This window comes from Candidatus Frankia alpina (assembly GCF_902806485.1).
Taxonomy (GTDB): domain Bacteria; phylum Actinomycetota; class Actinomycetes; order Frankiales; family Frankiaceae; genus Frankia; species Frankia alpina.
Genome location: NZ_CADCWT010000003.1, coordinates 19,633 through 38,281, shown reverse-complemented (window position 1 = coordinate 38,281; position 18,649 = coordinate 19,633). Strand labels below are relative to the sequence as shown.

Annotated in this window: 18 protein-coding genes; 2 read left to right on the top strand and 16 right to left on the bottom strand. The window is 71.4% G+C overall.

The features are described 5' to 3' along the window. Positions 1–82: 82 nt before the first annotated feature. The 12 genes from nuoK to G6R25_RS00910 all read right to left on the bottom strand — a co-directional run bounded on the left by nuoK (position 83) and on the right by G6R25_RS00910 (position 13,154). A complete protein-coding gene (nuoK, locus tag G6R25_RS00965) occupies positions 83–382 on the bottom strand; it encodes an NADH-quinone oxidoreductase subunit NuoK (RefSeq protein ID WP_044885129.1) in 300 nt (99 codons plus the stop codon). After that, the gene (locus G6R25_RS00960) at positions 379–1,410 is read right to left on the bottom strand and encodes an NADH-quinone oxidoreductase subunit J (protein ID WP_163551278.1); all 1,032 of its coding nucleotides are present in this window, start codon (positions 1,408–1,410) and stop codon (positions 379–381) included. Before G6R25_RS00960 ends, nuoK begins: the two co-directional genes overlap by 4 nt. Then, positions 1,407–2,033, bottom strand: a complete 627-nt coding sequence (gene nuoI / locus G6R25_RS00955; RefSeq protein WP_163551277.1) for an NADH-quinone oxidoreductase subunit NuoI — start codon at positions 2,031–2,033, stop codon at positions 1,407–1,409. Before nuoI ends, G6R25_RS00960 begins: the two co-directional genes overlap by 4 nt. A 3-nt stretch (positions 2,034–2,036) precedes the next feature. Next, complete coding sequence (gene nuoH / locus G6R25_RS00950; RefSeq protein ID WP_163551276.1) at positions 2,037–3,383, bottom strand: NADH-quinone oxidoreductase subunit NuoH; 1,347 nt, start codon at positions 3,381–3,383, stop codon at positions 2,037–2,039. Continuing rightward, positions 3,380–5,908 (bottom strand): NADH-quinone oxidoreductase subunit G, encoded by a 2,529-nt coding sequence (locus G6R25_RS00945; protein WP_163551275.1) that lies wholly within the window; start codon positions 5,906–5,908, stop codon positions 3,380–3,382. Before G6R25_RS00945 ends, nuoH begins: the two co-directional genes overlap by 4 nt. Positions 5,909–5,910: 2 nt before the next feature. Next, the gene (gene nuoF, locus G6R25_RS00940) at positions 5,911–7,239 is read right to left on the bottom strand and encodes an NADH-quinone oxidoreductase subunit NuoF (protein ID WP_163551274.1); all 1,329 of its coding nucleotides are present in this window, start codon (positions 7,237–7,239) and stop codon (positions 5,911–5,913) included. 3 nt (positions 7,240–7,242) lie between these two features. Continuing rightward, on the bottom strand, positions 7,243–8,028 hold the full coding sequence (nuoE, locus tag G6R25_RS00935) for an NADH-quinone oxidoreductase subunit NuoE (RefSeq protein WP_163551303.1): 786 nt from the start codon (positions 8,026–8,028) through the stop codon (positions 7,243–7,245). Continuing rightward, positions 8,028–9,425 carry an NADH-quinone oxidoreductase subunit D gene (locus G6R25_RS00930; RefSeq protein WP_163551273.1) on the bottom strand — a complete coding sequence of 466 codons (1,398 nt, stop codon included), beginning with the start codon at positions 9,423–9,425 and terminating at the stop codon, positions 8,028–8,030. Before G6R25_RS00930 ends, nuoE begins: the two co-directional genes overlap by 1 nt. A gap of 58 nt (positions 9,426–9,483) precedes the next feature. Continuing rightward, positions 9,484–10,296, bottom strand: a complete 813-nt coding sequence (locus G6R25_RS00925; RefSeq protein ID WP_235947046.1) for an NADH-quinone oxidoreductase subunit C — start codon at positions 10,294–10,296, stop codon at positions 9,484–9,486. Then, positions 10,283–11,089: a NuoB/complex I 20 kDa subunit family protein gene (locus G6R25_RS30010; protein ID WP_163551272.1), complete on the bottom strand. Its 807-nt coding sequence runs from the start codon at positions 11,087–11,089 to the stop codon at positions 10,283–10,285. Before G6R25_RS30010 ends, G6R25_RS00925 begins: the two co-directional genes overlap by 14 nt. After that, positions 11,080–11,442, bottom strand: a complete 363-nt coding sequence (locus G6R25_RS00915; RefSeq protein ID WP_136447586.1) for an NADH-quinone oxidoreductase subunit A — start codon at positions 11,440–11,442, stop codon at positions 11,080–11,082. Before G6R25_RS00915 ends, G6R25_RS30010 begins: the two co-directional genes overlap by 10 nt. A 407-nt stretch (positions 11,443–11,849) precedes the next feature. Beyond that, positions 11,850–13,154 carry a geranylgeranyl reductase family protein gene (locus tag G6R25_RS00910; RefSeq protein ID WP_205446766.1) on the bottom strand — a complete coding sequence of 435 codons (1,305 nt, stop codon included), beginning with the start codon at positions 13,152–13,154 and terminating at the stop codon, positions 11,850–11,852. Positions 13,155–14,043: 889 nt separating this feature from the next. On the opposite strand from G6R25_RS00910, the gene G6R25_RS31155 reads away from it, so the two are divergent. Continuing rightward, positions 14,044–14,496, top strand: a complete 453-nt coding sequence (locus G6R25_RS31155) for a dienelactone hydrolase family protein (RefSeq protein WP_268904070.1) — start codon at positions 14,044–14,046, stop codon at positions 14,494–14,496. Next, on the top strand, positions 14,399–14,761 hold the full coding sequence (locus G6R25_RS31150; protein WP_268904071.1) for a dienelactone hydrolase family protein: 363 nt from the start codon (positions 14,399–14,401) through the stop codon (positions 14,759–14,761). Before G6R25_RS31155 ends, G6R25_RS31150 begins: the two co-directional genes overlap by 98 nt. Positions 14,762–14,784: 23 nt before the next feature. Here the strand turns inward: G6R25_RS31150 and G6R25_RS00900 are convergent, their stop codons facing one another. The 4 genes from G6R25_RS00900 to G6R25_RS00885 all read right to left on the bottom strand — a co-directional run bounded on the left by G6R25_RS00900 (position 14,785) and on the right by G6R25_RS00885 (position 18,624). After that, positions 14,785–15,504: a demethylmenaquinone methyltransferase gene (locus G6R25_RS00900; protein WP_163551270.1), complete on the bottom strand. Its 720-nt coding sequence runs from the start codon at positions 15,502–15,504 to the stop codon at positions 14,785–14,787. 115 nt (positions 15,505–15,619) lie between these two features. Further along, positions 15,620–16,723 (bottom strand): adenosine deaminase, encoded by a 1,104-nt coding sequence (add, locus tag G6R25_RS00895; RefSeq protein ID WP_163551269.1) that lies wholly within the window; start codon positions 16,721–16,723, stop codon positions 15,620–15,622. A gap of 180 nt (positions 16,724–16,903) precedes the next feature. Beyond that, positions 16,904–18,115, bottom strand: coding sequence for a cyclic dehypoxanthinyl futalosine synthase (gene mqnC / locus G6R25_RS00890; RefSeq protein WP_163551268.1), 1,212 nt, complete (start codon positions 18,113–18,115; stop codon positions 16,904–16,906). A gap of 86 nt (positions 18,116–18,201) precedes the next feature. Next, positions 18,202–18,624, bottom strand: coding sequence for a hypothetical protein (locus G6R25_RS00885; protein ID WP_163551267.1), 423 nt, complete (start codon positions 18,622–18,624; stop codon positions 18,202–18,204). Positions 18,625–18,649 lie beyond the last annotated feature (25 nt).

Genomic DNA, 18,649 nt, shown 5'->3' with positions numbered 1-18,649 from the left:
GCGTCGTTGGCGATAAAGCGTCACTGCAGTCTCGTCCGTTCTTCCATGACCGCTCCAGGCGCCGCGGCCGCTGGGTCGCAGGTCAGTACTTCAGCAGGTTCACGTCGTCCACCGACGCCGAGCGACGGGTGCGGAAGATGCTGAGGATGATGGCCAGACCGATGACGACCTCGGCGGCGGCGACGACCATGACGAAGAACGCCATGATCTGGCCGTCGAGGGTGCCGTTGATCCGGGAGAACGTGACCAGAGTCAGGTTCACGGCGTTGAGCATGAGTTCGATCGACATGAACACGACGATCGCGTTGCGCCGGACGAGGACCCCGACGGTGCCGATGGTGAACAGCAGCGCCGAGAGGATCAGGTAGTTGGCGGGATTCACCGCTCCTCCCCCTTACCGGCGCCCGCCAGCGCCGAGCCGTTCACATCGACCGGTTCCGCTCCACCCGCGCCGCTGTCCGCCGCGGCGCCGTCCGTCGGCGCCGGGGGTACCGGTGCGCTCGGCGTGCTACCCCCCGGCCCGCCCGGTCTGTCCGGCCCGCGGGATCCCGGCGGCCCGCCGGGACCTGCCGACCCCGGCCTCCCGTCCGACATCCCGGGGGTGCCGGGAGCACCCGGGGTATCCGATGCCGCCCGACCGCCGGGGAGGTCCGTGACGCTCGACTCCTCGGTGGTCCCGGGAATGCCGGGGATGCCGCCGATGCCGGAGGCGCGACCGCCGCCGGGCAGCAGGCCGAGGGTGTCGGCCGAGTCGTGCCGGGCGAAGACGCCGGGTCCGGGCAGCGGGGTGACCCGGCGTCCGGGTTCGGTGAACCGGCGGCGCATCAACTCCCGCTGGCCGACCCGACCCCCCTCGCGCTCGCGGTGGCCGAGCACCATCGTCCCGATCGCGGCGACGACGAGCAGCGCGGAGATCGCCTCGAAAACGAAGACGTAGTTGCTGAACAGCAGCCGACCGATCGCCTGGACGTTGCCGCCCTCGTTGGCCTTGTCGAGGCCCTTGGCGCTGCCGCCGTCGATGGCCGAGCCGATCGGGAAGACCAGCAGCCCGGCGAAGCCAAGCCCGAAGATCGCCGCGCCGAGCCGCTGGCCGCGGATGGTCTCCACCAGCGAGTCCGACGAGTCGACGCCGACGAGCATGAGCACGAACAGGAACAGGACCATGATCGCGCCCGCGTAGACGATGATCTGCGCGAAGCCGAGGAACGGCGCCTGCTGGACCATGTAGAACACCGCGACGCAGAACAGGTTCGCCACCAGCAGCAGCGCGCAGTGCACGGCGCTGCGGACCAGCACCATCCCGACCGCGGCCAGCACCGCTATCGGCGCCAGGATCCAGAACACCGCGGCCTCGCCGGTGGAGGTGCTGGTGATCTCGCCCGCGGCGGCGAGCAGGGTCGCGTGGGTCATCGCGGCCGTTCCGAACCGGCGCCGTGCGCGGGCACCTCGGCGACCCGGTCGTCGGCGGTACTGCCGGCGGCGGCACTGCCGGCGGCAGTACGCTGCTCGTCGGTCACCTGCCAGGGCAGTGGGGCGTCGGGGTCACGCACGTAGTAGTCGGTCTCGTTGGAGCCGAGCCGCATCGGGTGCGGCGGCAACTCCATGCCGGCGGCGAGCGGGGCGAGCAGCTGTTCCTTGGTGAAGATCAGATCGCGACGGCTGTCGTCGGCGAGCTCGTAGTCGTTCGACATCGTCAGCGCCCGGGTCGGGCACGCCTCGATGCACAGCCCGCACAGGATGCAGCGCAGATAGTTGATCTGGTAGACGCTGCCGTACCGCTCCCCCGGCGAGTAACGCTCGGTCTCGGTGTTGTCGGCGCCCTCGACGTAGATGGCGTCGGCCGGGCAGGCCCAGGCGCACAGCTCGCAGCCGACGCACTTCTCCAGCCCGTCCGGGTGGCGGTTGAGCTGGTGACGGCCGTGGAACCGGGGCGCGGTCTCCTTCTTCTGCTCCGGGTACTGCTCCGTCGTCGGCTTCTTGAACATCGTCGAGAAGGTGACGCCGAAGCCCTTGTAGGGGTCGAAGAAGCCCATGACTCAGCTCTCCTGACGCGGAGGGGGATCCGCGGGAATGACGGTGGACGACCCGTTGGCCGAGGTGCCCGCGGGCACCGCCGGACGGTTGCGCGCACCGGCGGGTGGCGGGGGCGGCCACGGGATGCTTTCGAGGCTCGGCGCCTGCGCGAGCTTGCTGCGCTCGGCCTCCTCCAGCTCCCGCTGGTGCTTCGCGCCACCGGGATCGATAAGCGCGATGATCAGCATGACGCCGATGACCACCCCGACGCCGATCAGCCACGGCGTGCGGTCGTCGACGTCCTTCTGGTAGACGCGGAAGGTGGCGATGATCAGGACCCACAGCAGGCCGACCGGGATCAGCACCTTCCAGCCGAACGCCATGAACTGGTCGTAGCGCAGCCGGGGCAGCGTCCCGCGCAGCCAGATGAAGAAGAACAGGAACAGCAGCAGCTTCAGGACGAACCAGATCATCGGCACCCAGCCGTGGTCCAGGCCGGACAGGCCCGGGATCGGCGGCGGCTGCCAGCCGCCGAGGAACAGCGTGGTCGCGATCGCCGACACGGTGACCATGTTGATGTACTCGGCGAGGAAGAAGAACGCGAACTTGATCGAGCTGTACTCGGTGTGGAAACCGCCGACCAGTTCCCCCTCGGCCTCGGGCAGGTCGAAGGGCGTCCGGTTCGTCTCACCGACCATCGAGATGCAGTACAGGACGAACGACGGCACCAGCGCGATGTACCACCGGCCCGACTGGCTCGCCACGATCCCGGACGTCGACAGCGTGCCCGCGTACATGAACACCGCGACGAACGACAGGCCCATCGCCACCTCGTAGGAGATGATCTGGGCCGCCGAGCGCAGCGAGCCGAGCAGCGGGTAGGTCGACCCGCTCGACCAGCCGGACAGGATCAGCCCGTACACCCCGAGCGAGGCGGCGGCGAGCATGTAGAGCACGCTGACGGGCAGGTCCGCGAGCTGGAGCGTGGTGCGCTCACCGAAGATCGACACTTCCGGGCCGAACGGGATCACGGCGAAGGCCAGGAACGCCGGGATCGCCGAGAGGATCGGCGCCAGAATGAAGATCGGCTTGTCGGCGAGGGCCGGGATCAGGTCTTCCTTGAGCATCAGCTTGGCGCCGTCGGCGAGGCTCTGCAGCCAGCCCTTCGGGCCGTGCCGGTTCGGCCCGACCCGCTGCTGCATCTTCGCGACGACCTTGCGCTCGAACACGATCGAGAACAGCGTCATCAGCAGCAGGAAGGCGAAGACCGCGACGCCCTTGAGCAGGATCAGCCAGAACGGGTCGTCGCCGAAGCTGGACAGGTCCGGGTCGACCGGGGCGGCAAGCACGATCGCGGCGGTGGAGCTCATGGCCGGCCCCCGGCGGGTTCGTCGTCGACCGTGCGCGGCGCGGGTGTCACCGGCGGCGCGGCGCTCCCGGGTGGCGCGGCGGTGCCGCCGGCCGCGATCCGGACGACGACGCCGGCACGGGCGGCCAGCGAGCGGCGCACGTGCGAGCCGGGCGAGTGGGTGGGCACCCAGACGACCCGGTCGGGCATGGCGGTGAGCTCGCAGGGCAGGGTGACCGACCCGCGGCCGCTGCGCACCGTCACCAGGTCCCCGGCGGCCGCCCCGATCTCGGTGGCGGTCGCCACGGACAGGCGGACGCGGGCGGGTCGGGCGGTGCCGGCGAGGTAGGGCTCGTCGGCGAGCAGGGCGCCGTCGTCGACGAGCTGATGCCAGGTGGCGAGCACCGCCTCCCCTGGGCCGGGGACGCTGGCGGGCTCGGCGGGATCGCTCGGTGCGGGCACCCGGGTGACTGCGGCGCCGGCCCGGCCGACATCGCGCAGCTCGCGGGCGGCCGCGCCGGTGTCGGGCAGCCGCAGGTCGACGCCCATCTCGGCGGCGAGCAGGTGCAGCACGCGCACGTCGGGCAGCGCCGGGGTGTCCAGGGCCCGCTGGAAGGGCCGCAGCCGGCCCTCCCAGTCGACGAACGAGCCGGCCTTCTCCGCCACCGGCGCGACCGGCAGCACCACGTCGGCGACTTCGGCGATGGCCGAGCGCCGTATCTCGACCGACACGCAGAACGGCACGCGGGCCAGCGCCGCCAGCGCCGCGGCGGGGTCGGGCAGGTCTTCGGCGTCCACCCCGGCGACGAGGATCCCATCGAGGCGGCCGGCGGCGGCCGCGGCGAGGATGCCGGCGGTGTCGCGGCCGGGCACGCCGAGCAGCCGGCCGCCCCAGAACGCCTCGACCTCGGCGCGGGCGGCGGGGTCGGCGACCGGACGGCCGCCGGGCAGCAGCGACGGCAGCAGCCCGGCGGAGACGGCGCCGCGATCCCCGGCGCGGCGGGGCACCCAGGCGAGCGCGGCGCCGGTGGCGCCGGCGAGGCGTAGGGCGGCGGACAGCGTTCCGGGGAACTCGCCGGCCCGCTCGCCGACGAGGATCACCGCGCCGGGCGCGCGCACGGCGCGGGCCGTCGCGGCGAGCGGATCGGTGTCACCCGCCGCGGGACCGGCGTCGGCAAGCGCATCGAGGACGGCCGGCTCGGCACCGGGCTCGGTGGTGACCAGCGTCCCGGCGAGCTTGGCGAGCCCGCGGGTGACCAGCGGGGCGAGCGCGTGCACGGCGGTGGCGTGCTTGTCGGCGGCCTTACGCAGCCGCAGGAAGATGATCGGCGACTCCTCCTCCGGCTCGAAGGCGACGAGCAGCACCGCCGGCGCCGCCTCCAGGTCGGCGTAGGTCACCCCGATGCCGGTGCCGGCGACCGCGTGACCGAGGAACTGCTCCTCCTCCGCCGAGTGCGGCCGGGCGCGGAAGTCCACGTCGTTGGAGGCGAGCGCCACCCGGGTGAACTTGGCGTAGGCGTAGGCGTCCTCGCGGGTCAGCCGGCCGCCGGCGAGCACCCCGACGCCGTGCCGGTCGCGGCATTCGGCCAGGCCTCGGGCGGCGTACTCCAGCGCCTCGGACCAGGTTGCCTCGACGAGCTGCCCGGTGTCGTCGTCGCGGATCAGCGGGGTGGTCAGGCGGTCGGCGGACCGGGCGTAGGTGAACGCGAAGCAGCCCTTGTCGCAGTTCCACTCCTCGTTGACCGCCGGGTCGTCGCCGGCGAGGCGGCGCATCACCTTCCCGCGCCGGTGGTCGGTGCGCAGGCTGCATCCCGAGGCGCAGTGCTCGCACGCCGTCGGCGTCGAGACCAGGTCGAACGGGCGGGCGCGGAACCGGTAGGCGGCGCTGGTGAGCGCGCCGACCGGGCAGATCTGCACCGTGTTGCCGGAGAAGTAGGACGAGAACGGCTGCCCATCGCTGACCGCGACCTGCTCGGCGGCGCCGCGCTCGAACAGCTCGATGAACGGGTCCCCGGCGATCTGCGCGGAGAACCGGGTGCAGCGGGCGCACAGCACGCAGCGTTCCCGGTCGAGCAGAATCTCGGTGGAGATCGCCAGCGGCTTCGGGTAGGCCCGCTTGGCCTCCTTGAACCGGGAGACGGCGCCGCCGTTGGCCATCGACTGGTTCTGCAGCGGGCACTCGCCGCCCTTGTCGCAGATCGGGCAGTCCAGCGGGTGGTTGAGCAGCAGGAACTCGATGTTGCCGGCCTGGGCCTTGCGGGACACCGGCGAGGTGAGCTGGGTCTTGACGACCATGTCGGCGGTGACGGTCGTCGTGCAGGCGGCGACGGGCTTGCGCTGGCCCTCCACCTCGACGATGCACTGCCGGCAGGCGCCGACCGGGTCGAGCAGCGGATGGTCGCAGAACCGCGGGATCTCGATCCCGAGCAGCTCCGCCGCCCGGATGATCAGCGTGCCCTTGGGGACGCTGACCGGCAACCCGTCGATGGTGAGGGGGACGAGATCCGTGGCGGCCGGCGCGGCCGGCTGGGATGGGGCGACGGTCATGGTCAGTGCGCTCCCGCGTAGGCGCCTGGGGTGGTGGTGGCCGAGCCGTTGCCGGCCGCGGCGTTGGGGGTGAGGTCCGGCTTCGTGGTCACCGCGCTCACCGGGATGAACTCGTCCCGGAAGTACTTGATCCCCGAGACGATCGGGGAGGTGGCCCCGTCGGCCAGCGCGCAGAACGCCCGGCCGAAGATGTTGTCGCAGGCGTCGACGAGGGTGTCGACGTCCTCGGCGTCGCCCTGGCCCCGTTCCAGCCGGGACAGGATCTGCACCAGCCAGCTCGTGCCCTCCCGGCACGGGGTGCACTTGCCGCACGACTCGTGGGCGTAGAACTGGGTGAGCCGGCGGACGACCCGGAGCATGTCCGTCGTGTCATCCATGATCATCAGTGCCGCGGTGCCGAGTAGCGATCCGGCTTCCTGCATGCCCTCGAAGTCCAGCGGGGCGTCGAGGTGCTCCGCGGTGAGCATCGGGGTGGATGACCCGCCCGGTGTCCAGGCCTTGAGCGCGCGCCCACCGCGCACCCCGCCGGCCAGCTCCAACAACTCGCGCAGGGTGGTGCCCATCGGGACCTCGTACTGGCCGGGCCGGGTCACGTGGCCGGACAGGCTGAAGATCTTCGGGCCCGGGGCGCGTTCCCGGCCCATCGTGCGGAACCAGTCGACGCCGTAGTTGACGATGTAGGGCACGGTCGCGATCGTCTCGACGTTGTTCACGACCGTCGGGGACACGTACAGCCCGTGCGTCGCCGGGAACGGCGGGCGCAGCCGCGGCTGGCCGCGCCGGCCCTCCAGCGAGTCAAGCAGGGCCGTCTCCTCGCCGCAGATGTAGGCGCCGGCGCCGGAGTGCACGACGAGCTCGAGGTCGAAGCCGCTGCCGAGGATGTCGCGGCCGAGGTAGCCGGCGGCGTACGCCTCGGCGACCGCGGCGCGCAGCCAGCGGCCGGCGTGGATCAGCTCGCCGCGCAGGTAGATGAACGCCCGGCTGGCCCGCACCGCGTACGCCGCGATGATGATGCCCTCGATGAGTGAGTGCGGGTCGGCCTTCATCAGCGGGGCGTCCTTGCAGGTGCCGGGCTCGCTCTCGTCGGCGTTGATGACGAGGTAGTGCGGCCGGCCGTCGCCCTGCGGGATAAAGCCCCACTTCATCCCGGTGGGGAAGCCTGCGCCGCCGCGCCCGCGCAGCCCCGAGTCCTTGATGAGCTTGATCAGGTCGTCGGGATCGCCGGCCAGCGCGGTGCGCAGCGCGACGTAACCGTCGAGCCGACGGTAGGTGTCGATCGTCCACGACTCCGGAGTGTTCCAGCGCCGGGTGAGGACCGGGGTGACAGGCATCGATCAGTTCCCCTTCCGCTCGGAGGAGGCCGGAACCGGAGCCGGAGGTGCCGCCGGAGCCGGAGGTGCCGTGGCCGGGGCGGCGGGGCCGGTGCCCCGGCCCGCGGTGGGCGCCGTGGCGGCTACCAGCGGCGCGGGGGCCTGGTCGGCCCGCCAGCCGGTGGCCTCGGCGAGCAGCAGCCCGGCGACCGACGGCTCGCCGACGCCCGGTCCCGCGACGCCCGCCGGGCGCGGGTCGGCGAACCCTGCGAGCTGGCGGGACGTCTCGGCGAACGAACACAGCGGCCCGCCACGGGTCGGCGCGGGGCGCTCGCCGGCCTGCAGGCCCTCGACGATCGCCTGCGCCGAGTCGGGGTCGACCTGGTCGTAGAACTCGTAGTTCACCGTCATCACCGGCGCGTAGTCGCAGGCGGCGAGGCACTCGGCGTGTTCGAGGGTGATCGAGCCGTCCGAGGTCGTCTCGTCGTGGCCGATGCCGAGGCGCTCGGCGACCCGGGCGTAGACTTCGTCGCCGCCGAGCAGCGCGCAGGACAGGTTCGTGCAGACCGAGACGAGGTAGTCGCCGACGGGCCGCCGCTTGTACATCGTGTAGAAGGTCGCGACCGCGCCGACCTCCGCCTGGGTGAGGCCGAGCGTGTCCGCGCAGAACGACACCCCCTCGGTCGTCACGCAGCCCTGCTCCGCCTGCACCAGGTGCAGCAGCGGCAGCAGCGCGGAACGGGACCGACCGGCGGGGTACCGCGCAATGATCTCGGCCGCGGCGGCGTGGGTCTCGGGCGAGAAGGCCATCACCGATCAACTCCCCCCAGCACCGGGTCCACCGAAGCGACCCCGACGATCACATCCGCCACCTGGCCGCCCTCGGTCAGTGCCGGGACGGCCTGCAGGTTGACGAAGCTTGGGTCACGGACATGGACGCGGAACGGTCTCGTGCCGCCGTCGCTGACCACGTGGTAGCCCAGCTCGCCGCGGGGCGACTCGATCTGCGTGTAGACCTGGCCGGGCGGCACCCGGAAACCCTCGGTGACCAGCTTGAAGTGGTGGATGAGGGCCTCCATCGAGGTCCCCATGATGCTGCGGATGTACGCCAGCGAGTTGCCCATCCCGTCGGCGCCGATCGACAGCTGGGCCGGCCAGGCGATCTTCTTGTCGGCGACCATGACCGGGCCCGGCCGCAGTCGGTCCAGGCACTGCTCGACGATCTTCAGAGACTCACCCATCTCCTCCAGCCGCACCAGGTAGCGGGCGAAGGAGTCCGCCTCCAGCGCGGTCGGCACGTCGAACTCGTAGGTCTCGTAGCCGCAGTAGGGCATGGTCTTGCGCAGGTCCCAGGCGAGGCCCGCGGCACGCAGCACCGGCCCGGTGACACCCAGCGCGATGCAGCCGGCGGCGTCGAGGACGTTGACGTCGACCATCCGCGCCTTCCAGATCGGCTGGCCCGTCAGCAGCCGGTGGTACTCGCGGATCCGCTTCGGCATGTCGGCGAGGAACTCCCGGATGGCCCGCTCCGCGCCGTCCGGAAGGTCCTGGGCCAGGCCGCCGGGGCGGATGAAGGCGTGGTTCATCCGCAGCCCGGTGATGAGCTCCAGCAGGTCGAGGACCTTCTCCCGCTCCCGAAATCCGAAGATCATCGCGGTGGTGGCGCCGAGCTCCATGCCGCCGGTGGCCAGCCACACCAGGTGCGAGGCGATGCGCTGCAGCTCCATCACCAGCACCCGGATCACGGTGGCCCGCTCGGGGATGTCGTCGGTGATGCCAAGCAGCTTCTCCACGGACAGGCAGTAGGCCGCCTCGTTGTACAGCGGAGACAGGTAGTCCGCGCGGGTGAGGAAGGTGACCGCCTGAGTCCAGGTACGGTATTCGCAGCTCTTCTCGATCCCGGTGTGCAGGTAGCCAATGACGAGCCGGGTCTCGGTGACCGTCTCGCCCTCGATCTCCAGCACGATGCGCAGCACTCCGTGCGTGGAGGGGTGCTGCGGCCCCATGTTGACGACGATGCGCTCGGCGTCCTGTTCACCGGCGCCGAGGATCTCCTCCCAGTCGCCGCCGGTGACGGTGTAGACCCGCCCGGAGGCGGACTCAGTGAACCCGGCCTCGTACGCCGAGGACCCGTCGGTGGGCTGGGCGGTGCCGTCGGTGGGCTGGGCGGTCGATGTGTGCGGGGTCGACGTGCTGCTGGGCGTCATAGCGAACCTCGGATGTCGCCTCGGGGATGCAGGCGGCCGGTCAGGGCCGGGTGTGTGATCACGAGTAGCTCCGGCGCTCGTCCGGCGGCGGGACCGTGGCGCCCTTGTAGTCGACCGGGATGCCACCCAGCGGGTAATCCTTGCGCTGCGGGTGCCCGATCCAGTCGTCCGGCATCATGATCCGGGTCAGCCCGGGATGGCCGGTGTAGACGATGCCGAACAGGTCGTAGGCCTCCCGCTCGTGCCAGTCTGCGGTGGGCCACACCGAGGTCAGGCTCGGCAACGTGGGATCGGCGTCGGCGACGGAGACCTCCAGGCGCAGCCGGCGGCGGTAGGTCATCGAGGTCAGGTGGACCACCGAGTGCAGCCGGCGGCCGGTGGCGTCGTCCGGGTAGTCCACTCCGGAAAGTGACGACAGCAGCTCGAAGCGCAGCCCCGGATCGTCACGCAGGGTCTGCGCCAGCGCCGGCAGACCCTCGCGGCGCACGTGCAGGGTCAGCTCGCCGCGGTCGACGACGGCCCGCTCGACGGCGTCGCCGAGCTGCGGGAAGACGCGTTCGAGCGCGTCATACACCGCGTCGGCGTCCGGATCACCGAACGGCCGCTCGCTGGCGGCCAGCACCGGGGCCGGGGCGACGAGGCGGCCGAACCCGGAGGTGTCGCCGGACCCGCCGGCGCCGAATGCGTCGTGGCGCCGTCCCGGTCGCAGACCGTTGCCGTCGCCGCCCACCAGCTCGCCGACGCCGTTCGCGGCAGACCCGTGCTCGTCGAACGTGCCGCCATTCGCGCCCCGGCCGGCGGAGGAGGTGCCCTCGGAGGGCGTGCCGGCGGGAGCTTTGCCGTCAGGGGGCGTGCCGTCAGGGGGTGTCATCGGTCGCTCCGATGTCGGCGATGCTCGGGCCGGGGCCGTGGGCCCGCGACTCGTCGACGGGCTTGGCGTCGACGGGGATCCGCTTGGTCCGGCCGAACACCGACGACGGGGCGATCGCGGCGGGCCGGCGGGTGTCCAGGGCGGGTTCAACGGCGCCGCGATCCGTGGGGACCGGCGCGCCAGCCGGGATCCGGAAGTGCTTGCGGTCGTTGACGGACAGGGTGCGGGTGTCGAGCTCACCGGCGGGCAGCCCGGCGCGGGCGGTGGCGACGTCGATCGGCTTCGGGTACGGCGACGAGCCGGACTCGGTGTGCAGGGTCCTGCCGGTGACCGGGCCGGCGAGGATCTTCTCGTGCAGCTTGAGGATGGCGTCCATCAGCATCTCCGGCCGCGGCGGGCAGCCGGGCAGGTACATGTCGACGGGGACGATGTGGTCGACACCCTGCACGATCGCGTAGTTGTTGAACATGCCGCCGCTACTGGCGCAGACCCCCATCGACAACACCCACTTGGGCTCGGGCATCTGGTCGTAGATCTGCCGCAGCACGGGCGCCATCTTCTGACTCACCCGGCCGGCGACGATCATCAGGTCGGCCTGGCGGGGGCTGGCCCGGAAGACCTCCATGCCGAACCGGGACAGGTCGTAGCGGCCGGCGCCGGTGGACATCATCTCGATCGCACAGCAGGCCAGCCCGAAGGTCGCCGGCCACAGCGACGACCGCCGGGACCAGTTGGCGAGCTTCTCGACGCTGCCGAGGAGCACACCACCGGGTAGCTTCTCCTCTAGTCCCATTCCAGACCTCCACGACGCCACTCGTAGGCGTACGCGACGAAGATCGTCGCCATGAACAGTGCCATCGCACCGAGGCCGAAAACCGCGAGGCTGTCGAAGGCGACCGCCCACGGGAACAAGAAGATGATCTCGATGTCGAAGACGATGAAAAGCATCGCGGTGTTGTAGTACTTCACCGGGAAGCGCTGCGGTCCGGCCGGAGCCGGAGAGGGTTCGATCCCGCACTCGTAGGCGTCGATCTTCGCACGGTTGAACCGGCGGGGGCCGATGACCGCGCCCGCCGCGACGGAACCGACCGCGAACAGGCTCGCGATCGCCAGCAGAACGAGGATCGGCACGTAGTTCGAGAGCATGCCGAACTCCTCTCCTTCGAAAGAGTGTTACCGGATGTTATGAGGAAGGCTTTCCGGTGAACGGACCGCGAACGATCCGCGCTCGGTGTTCGTCACGTCTATCGCCACTGGTCACGGCGCCCGGAAGCGGGGCGCCCTCATCTAATCCCGGCCCGGATCCCCCGGCCTGGTGGTACTTCGCCGCCTCGACTGCACCTTCCCGCCGGCTCCCCCCGAGAGCCGAACCGATGGCGGGTCGTGCCCACAGTCCTGTCCGCAAAGAAGGTGGCGGGCCGGGCGTGCCGCGACGGCTGGTCAAACTCCGCCCCGACGCCGGCCCACCAGCACCGACGCCGCCATGTTCGATATACCGTAAAGCCGTCGATCCGGTCCATGCGGCACGCCGCCGGATCGACCCGAATAACACGTCAGGCCGCGGGAGCGAGCCGGGTCATTGCGTTGATCAACCGGTCCATCGCATCCCCTCCCCGGGGGTCGGTGAGATTTGCCATGATCTTGAGAACGAAACGCATGAGCATCGGCCGTGGCAGCCCGTACTTCGTCCCGAGCGCCATTATGGTCGGATTCCCGATGAGCTGGACGAAGTATCGGCCAAGAGTGTAATACCCGCCGTACTGGGTGCGGATTATCGCCGGGTAGTGTCCGAGGGCGCGTTCCCGGGCGGGCCCCTCGGCACGGGCGAGGGCCTGCACGGCGACCTCGGCAGCGTACCGGCCCGACTCCAGCGCGTAGGCGATGCCCTCGCCGTTGAACGGGTTGACCATGCCGCCGGCGTCGCCGACGAGCAGCACGCCGTCGCGGTAGTGCGGGGTGCGGTTGAAGCCCATGGGCAGGGCGCTGCCGCGCACCGGACCGATCGCGTTGTCCTCGGTGAACCCCCACTCGGGCGGCAGCGCGCCGAGCCAGCGGCGCAGCAGGTCGGCGTAGTTGGTGTGCTGAAAGGCGTCGGTGGTGTTCAGCAGACCGAGACCGACGTTGCTGGTGCCGTCGCCGACGCCGAAGATCCAGCCGTAGCCGGGAAGCAGGCAGCTCTCGCGCGGCCGGCCCTCCCACAGCTCGAGATGGGACTCGAGATGGTCGTCGTTGGTGAGCGGGCTGCGGTAGTAGCGACGGACCGCGACGCCGAGCGGACGGTCCTCGCGGCGACGGATGCCGAGCGCCAACGCGATCCGGGCGCTGTTACCGTCCGCAGCGATAATCAGCGGCGCGCGATAGGTCACCGGCTCCCGGTCGGGCCCGGTGCGCGCCAGGACGCCGACGACCCGGCCGGTGCGCTCGTCGATCAGCGGGCCGGTGACGGCCGTGCCCTCCTGCAGCCGGGCGCCGGCCTTCACCGCGTGCCGGACGAGCAGGTCGTCGAAGTCCAGCCGGGGGCGGACGAGGCCGTAGCCTGGCCAGCTGGCCAGGTCCGGCCAGGGCAGCTCCATCCGCACGCCACCGCCGACGATGCGCAGGCCCTTGTTGCGCGCCCAGCCGGCGGCGGGCGAGGTGTCGATGCCCATCTCGACGAGGCTGCGCACGGCGCGCGGAGTCAGCCCGTCGCCGCAGACCTTCTCGCGCGGGAAGGTCGTCTTCTCGACCAACAGGACGTCCAACCCGGTGCTGGCCAGGTGGTAGGCGGCGGACGAACCACCGGGGCCGGCGCCGACCACGATGACGTCAGCGTCGGTCGTCGACCCACCGCCCGCGCCGTCAGTCCTTGTCGTCGCCATGGCCACCCATTGCTCCGGATCTGCTCGACCACCCGTCCCGGGAGCACTCCCGGCCGGAACCCTCCGCTTGAGTGCTCGTGAAATTCTTCACGAGCGTCCTCGGCGAGTGTAGGCCCTACGCTGGCCAATCGCACCAACCAGGATGCTCTGAAGACCGGACGAGTCGACTTCGCGCACTCAATGACCACCGTGAGCGACCGTTTCCACCTCCCGGCCCGCGCGGACCCGCCGCAGCGTTCTGACGCAACTTCTAGACGAGCGTATAATGCCGACCCCTCTCCTTGCATGACTGCTGGTCGCGCGCATGGCACCCACTTCCGCCCCTCCGGCGTGTCACGCATCGCAATTCGGTCACTACATGCAGCCCACGGTCGGAAATGGCCCATGGCACCTTCTTCCCACCGGGTGGGATCACCGCCAGTGCGGGGTAGTTCCCCGCTGGCCGCCCGAAACGCGGCGCTCGTCCGCGGGCGGCGGCTGCTTCGGACCGGTGCCACCGGCCCGCGCGGGGCACCTCCGGACCAGACCGCGCCGCCCGAACGGGCGGTCTCGACCGGCCCAGGTGGGCGACCCCCAGCCGGAAGGGACCACCCCGACCTGGCGGCCACGACATTCCGACCCGATCCGGCCCGATCTGACTGACCCGACCTAACCTGACCCGACCCGCGCAACCGCCAGCCCGAGCGCATGCCGCCTCGACTACGCCGTGTCATCTAACCCCGAAAAGCCGCAAAGTTTCCTAAATCCGACCAATAGCATCAGACGTGTCGGCACGGGCGCGCCACGATCGACTCAGCCCCGTGCCCAACCACTGCAATCCCGCACGAACCCGGCTATCCAGCACGAACCCGGCTATCCGCCGCGACATTGTTCCGAATCGAGAGATCCGATGACCGAAGAGACCGTCGTCCTCCCCACCGCCGATGGGCCTGCCCCGGCGACGCTCGCCGAACCCGCCGGACCCGCGCGCGGCGGCGTCATCATCCTGCACGAGGCGTTCGGCCTCACCGAACATGTGCAGGGACTGTGTAGCCGCTTCGCCCTGGCCGGCTGGCGGGCGATCGCGCCCGACCTGTTCCACCGCGTCGGCTCGCCGGTCTTCGCCTACGACGACGTCGCCTCGGCGATCAAAGTAGTCGAGGACCTTGACGGCACGGACCTGCTGGACGACGTCGACGCCGCGCCGTCCCCTCCTCGCCGAGGAGGGGACGGCGCTGGACCGCTGCGCCGTCGTCGGCTTCTGCCTGGGCGGGAGCATCGCCTTCCAGGCCGCGGTGGCCCGCCCGTTCGGCGCGGCGATCACGTTCTACGGCGACGGGATCCGCACCCGGAGCTTCGGTGAGCCGAGCCCGTTGGAGATCGCCGGGCGGCTGCAGGCGCCGTGGCTCGGCCTGTACGGCGACCAGGACCCGAGCATCCCCGTCGAGGACGTCGAGGCGCTGCGGGTCGCGACGTCCGCGGCCCCCGTGCCCACCGAGATCATCCGCTATCCCGAGGCCGGGCACGGCTTCCACAACGACGCCCGCCCCGCGTCCCACCACCCGGCATCGGCCCGCGATGCCTGGTCACGCACCCTGACCTGGGTCGAGTCGCACCTACCCGGCTGAGCTAGGGCCACGGCCGGCGTCGATCAGTCGGGGACGTGGCCGCGGTGGAGGACGACGACGCCGCCGGTGAGGTTACGCCAGGTGACGCGCGACCAGCCGGCCTCGCGCAGCAGGTCGGCGAGCACGGCCTGGGCGGGCCACGCCCGGATCGACTCGGCCAGGTAGACGTAGGAGTCCGGACTGCTGCTAACCGTGCGCGCCACCTTCGGCAGCGCCCGCATCAGGTACTCGAGGTAGACGGTCCGCCAGGGCCCCCACACCGGCCGGGAGAACTCGCAGACGACGAGCGAGCCGCCCGGCCGAGTGACGCGACGTAGCTCACTGAGGCAGCGCACGGTGTCGGCGACGTTACGGAGCCCGAACGAGATCGTCGTGCGGTCGAAGACAGCGTCGGGGAAGGGCAGGTGCAGCCCGTCCCCGGCGGTCAGCACCACCCGCGGCCCGGTGGCCAGGGGCTTCTCGGCGAGGCGGCGCTGGCCGGCGCGCAGCATGCCGAGGGAGAAGTCGCAGGCGACGACGTCCGCACCGGCCTCGGCAAAGGCCCGCGAGGAGGTGGCCGTGCCGGCGGCGAGGTCGAGGACCCGCAGGCCCGGACGCAGGTCGAGGGCGGCGGCGGTGGCCCGCCGCCACGTCCGGTCGAGGCCGCCGGAGAGCACGGCGTTCGTCAGGTCGTAGCGCCCGGCCACGCCGTCGAACATCGCCGCGACCTCCTGCGGCCGCTTGTCCAGCCTCGCCCTGCTCACCGCGCGCCCTCCCGTCGTCGACCCCGATCCACACCGTGCCGATCCACACCCTGCCGATCCACCGTGCCGATCTACGCCGTGCCGATCTACGCCGTGCCGATCCACACCCTGCCGATCAGTCATCGGCCGGTCCCCCGTCGGGGGGCCCGCTGCCGAACTGGGCGAGGGCCGTCTGGGCGGCGGCACGGGCCGCGTTCTCCGCGTCGTCCCAGTCGGTGGCCGCACCGAGGCTGCGCAGCCGGTCGCGGGTCGCCTCGTCGCACAGCGCCCCGGCGACGCCGGCCGCGTACAGGTCGCGGGCGCGGGCGCCGATCCCGGCGGCGACGGCGTGCTCGACGCCGAGATCGGTGCCGAACATCGCCGGGTCGTCGGTGGCCAGTGAACAGGCCACCCCGGCGGCCTGCAACGCGAGCAACGGATGGTCACGCAGTCGGGGCACCGAGCTGGTCCGCAGGTTCGACACCGGGCACACGTCGAGCACGATCCCCTCGTCGGCCAGGCGGCGCAGCAGCACCGGGTCCTCGACCGCGCGGATGCCGTGGCGGATCCGCCGGGCGCCGAGCGCGTCGAGCGCGCCGCGGATGGACGCCGGGCCGTCGGTCTCCCCCGCGTGCGGCACCGCGGCGAGCCCGGCGTCCGCGGCCAGGGCGAACGCGGGCGCGAACGGCTCCGGCGGATGGCCGACCTCCGGGCCGCCGAGCCCGAGGCCGACGACGCCACGCTCGGCGAAACGCGCCGCCCAGCGGGCCACCTCGGTGGCCGCCTCGACGGGCAGCACCCGGTCGATGTCCGGGGTCAGGCGCACCTCGACGCCGTAGCGCTCCCGGGCCTCGGCCGCCCCGTCGGCGTAGCCGTTGAAGATCTCCTCGACGCGGACGCCGCGCTGGACGCGGAACCAGGGCGAAAAGATGCCCTCCAGGTAGACGGCCCCGTGCGCGGCCGCCTCGGCGGCGTAGTCGACGACGATCTGGCGGAAGTCGGCCTCGGTCCGCATCACGTGCGTCGTCATGACCCAGACCTGGATGAAATGGTTGAAGTCGCGGAAGCGGTACAGCTCCGTGAGGCCTTCGACCGTCCGCGACGGCAACGCCTCCTCGTTACGCCGCGCCATCTCCAGCAGCGTCGCCGGGCGGACCGTCCCCTCCAGGTGGACATGCAGCTCGATCTTCGGCCCAGTCGCCGCCGGGACCAGGGCCGGAGACTCGGCGGACTCGCTCATCGGGCCAATCTATGGCGTCCCGTCCGTGGCGGCGCAGGCCGGACCCGTTTGGAGAGCGGGGCGTCGACGGGAAGCCTGCCGACACCCCGGATCGTAGCGGGATCAAGATCGCCGGCCTCGAAGCGGGCGTTCCTGATCGTCCGCCAGAAGGCGCCGGCCGGAAACCTCGAAGCAGCCGGCTCAGGTGGCCGAGACAAGCGGTAGGACGGTGGAGGAGAAGTGCGAGGCAACGCGGTCATCGGTCGGGTCCTGCGCCGGGTCGCGGTGGACGACGAGATGTCGGTAGAGGGTGTCGCGCTGCGCGGGAATGCGGCCGGCGGTACGGATCAGGGAGATGAGCTCGGAGCGGTTGGTGCGGTGACGGGCGCCGGCGGAGGAGACGACGTTCTCCTCCAGCATCACCGAACCGAGGTCGTCGGCGCCCATGTGCAGGGTGAGCTGGCCGACCTCCTCGCCGGTCGTCAGCCACGAGCCCTGCAGGTGGGCGATGTTGTCGAAGAACAGCCGGGCGACGGCGACGAGGCGCAGGTACTCCAGCCTCGTGGCCTGGGTGCGCCCGCCGAGATGGTTGTTCTCCGGCTGGTACGTCCACGGGATGAACGAGCGGAAGCCGCCGGTGCGATCCTGCACATCCCGGATCATTCGCAGGTGCTCGATGCGCTCGGCGTTCGTCTCTCCGGTGCCTATCATGAACGTGGCGGTCGATTCCAGGCCGAGGGTGTGCGCGGTCTCCATCACCGACAGCCAGACGTGGCCGGGCTCCTTGAGCGGGGCGATGGCGTGCCGGGGGCGTTCGGTGAGGATCTCCGCGCCGGCGCCAGCGAAGCTGTCCAGGCCCGCATCGCGCAGCCGGGTGATGACCTCGGGGAAGGTCAGGCCGGACGTGCGGGCGATGTGCACGACCTCGCTGGCGCCCAGCGAATGCAGGGCGAGCTGCGGGTAGGCCGCCTTGATCGCGCCGAACACCTGCTCGTACCACTCGATGCCGAAGTCGGGATTGTGGCCACCCTGCAGCATGATCTGGGTGGCCCCGAGCTCCACGGCCTCGCCGCACTTGGCGACGATGTCGTCGACATCGCGGACCCAGCCCTCAGCGTGCTTCGGCGCCCGGTAGAACGCGCAGAACCGGCAGGCCGTCACGCAGATGTTCGTGTAGTTGATGTTACGGTCGATGATGTAGGTGGCGATGCCGTCGGGATACCGGCGGCGGCGCACCGTGTCTGCCGCCTTGCCGAGTGCGTGCAGGGGGGCCCGGGTGTAGAGGAGCAGTGCCTCCTTGGGCGAGATGCGGCCGCCCTCGGCGGCCCGGTCCAGGATCGACCGGATCTCACCGTCACCGCCGCCGTCGCCCCGACCCACCGCAGTTTCGCCGTCGGCATCCACAAGGCTCATGCCGCGATGGTACGACCTGGGTCCCGGTGCCGGGCCGCGTCGCCTGAGGCCGACACCGGGACGTCCGGGGTCGAACGGCCGGACGATCAGTAGCCGGAACGACCACCGGCGTCGGCCGGACCGGAACCCGGGACTTCCGCGTCGTACTCACTGGACGGCCGCTCGCCGTAACCGCCGGACCCGGTCGGGCGCTCGCCGTGGCCGGAGTCGGCCCCGGAGTCAGCCCCGGAGCCGGCGGAGGGGCGCTCACCGTAGCCGTGCTCCGCGTCGTGGCCGCCCGGATGACCCGGGGTCGCGCCGGTGGCCGGGCCGCCGGCGGGCGGGGGGCTACCCGGGGCATCGTGATGACCGGGGCTCCGCGTGCGGCTAGTGAACTTCTGCTGCACCTGCTTGATCTTGGCCCGGTTCTCGGACTTGTTGGCCGCGGCCTTGGCCTTGGCCTTGTCGACCATCTCTCGGGTCTTCGAGCTGTGCAGGAATTCATTGATCTTGCTTGAGATATTCGCCATGAGGTCGGTGTACCTATCCGGCGGC

What these genes read in the sequence shown, in the direction of transcription:
- G6R25_RS00960 (WP_163551278.1), bottom strand. Translation starts at nt 1,410, where the DNA reads ATGACCCACGCGACCCTGCTCGCCGCCGCGGGCGAGATCACCAGCACC.
- nuoI (WP_163551277.1), bottom strand. Translation starts at nt 2,033, where the DNA reads ATGGGCTTCTTCGACCCCTACAAGGGCTTCGGCGTCACCTTCTCGACG.
- nuoH (WP_163551276.1), bottom strand. Translation starts at nt 3,383, where the DNA reads ATGAGCTCCACCGCCGCGATCGTGCTTGCCGCCCCGGTCGACCCGGAC.
- G6R25_RS00945 (WP_163551275.1), bottom strand. Translation starts at nt 5,908, where the DNA reads ATGACCGTCGCCCCATCCCAGCCGGCCGCGCCGGCCGCCACGGATCTC.
- nuoF (WP_163551274.1), bottom strand. Translation starts at nt 7,239, where the DNA reads ATGCCTGTCACCCCGGTCCTCACCCGGCGCTGGAACACTCCGGAGTCG.
- nuoE (WP_163551303.1), bottom strand. Translation starts at nt 8,028, where the DNA reads ATGGCCTTCTCGCCCGAGACCCACGCCGCCGCGGCCGAGATCATTGCG.
- G6R25_RS00930 (WP_163551273.1), bottom strand. Translation starts at nt 9,425, where the DNA reads ATGACGCCCAGCAGCACGTCGACCCCGCACACATCGACCGCCCAGCCC.
- G6R25_RS00925 (WP_235947046.1), bottom strand. Translation starts at nt 10,296, where the DNA reads ATGACACCCCCTGACGGCACGCCCCCTGACGGCAAAGCTCCCGCCGGC.
- G6R25_RS30010 (WP_163551272.1), bottom strand. Translation starts at nt 11,089, where the DNA reads ATGGGACTAGAGGAGAAGCTACCCGGTGGTGTGCTCCTCGGCAGCGTC.
- G6R25_RS00915 (WP_136447586.1), bottom strand. Translation starts at nt 11,442, where the DNA reads ATGCTCTCGAACTACGTGCCGATCCTCGTTCTGCTGGCGATCGCGAGC.
- G6R25_RS00910 (WP_205446766.1), bottom strand. Translation starts at nt 13,154, where the DNA reads ATGGCGACGACAAGGACTGACGGCGCGGGCGGTGGGTCGACGACCGAC.
- G6R25_RS31155 (WP_268904070.1), top strand. Translation starts at nt 14,044, where the DNA reads ATGACCGAAGAGACCGTCGTCCTCCCCACCGCCGATGGGCCTGCCCCG.
- add (WP_163551269.1), bottom strand. Translation starts at nt 16,723, where the DNA reads ATGAGCGAGTCCGCCGAGTCTCCGGCCCTGGTCCCGGCGGCGACTGGG.
- mqnC (WP_163551268.1), bottom strand. Translation starts at nt 18,115, where the DNA reads ATGAGCCTTGTGGATGCCGACGGCGAAACTGCGGTGGGTCGGGGCGAC.
- G6R25_RS00885 (WP_163551267.1), bottom strand. Translation starts at nt 18,624, where the DNA reads ATGGCGAATATCTCAAGCAAGATCAATGAATTCCTGCACAGCTCGAAG.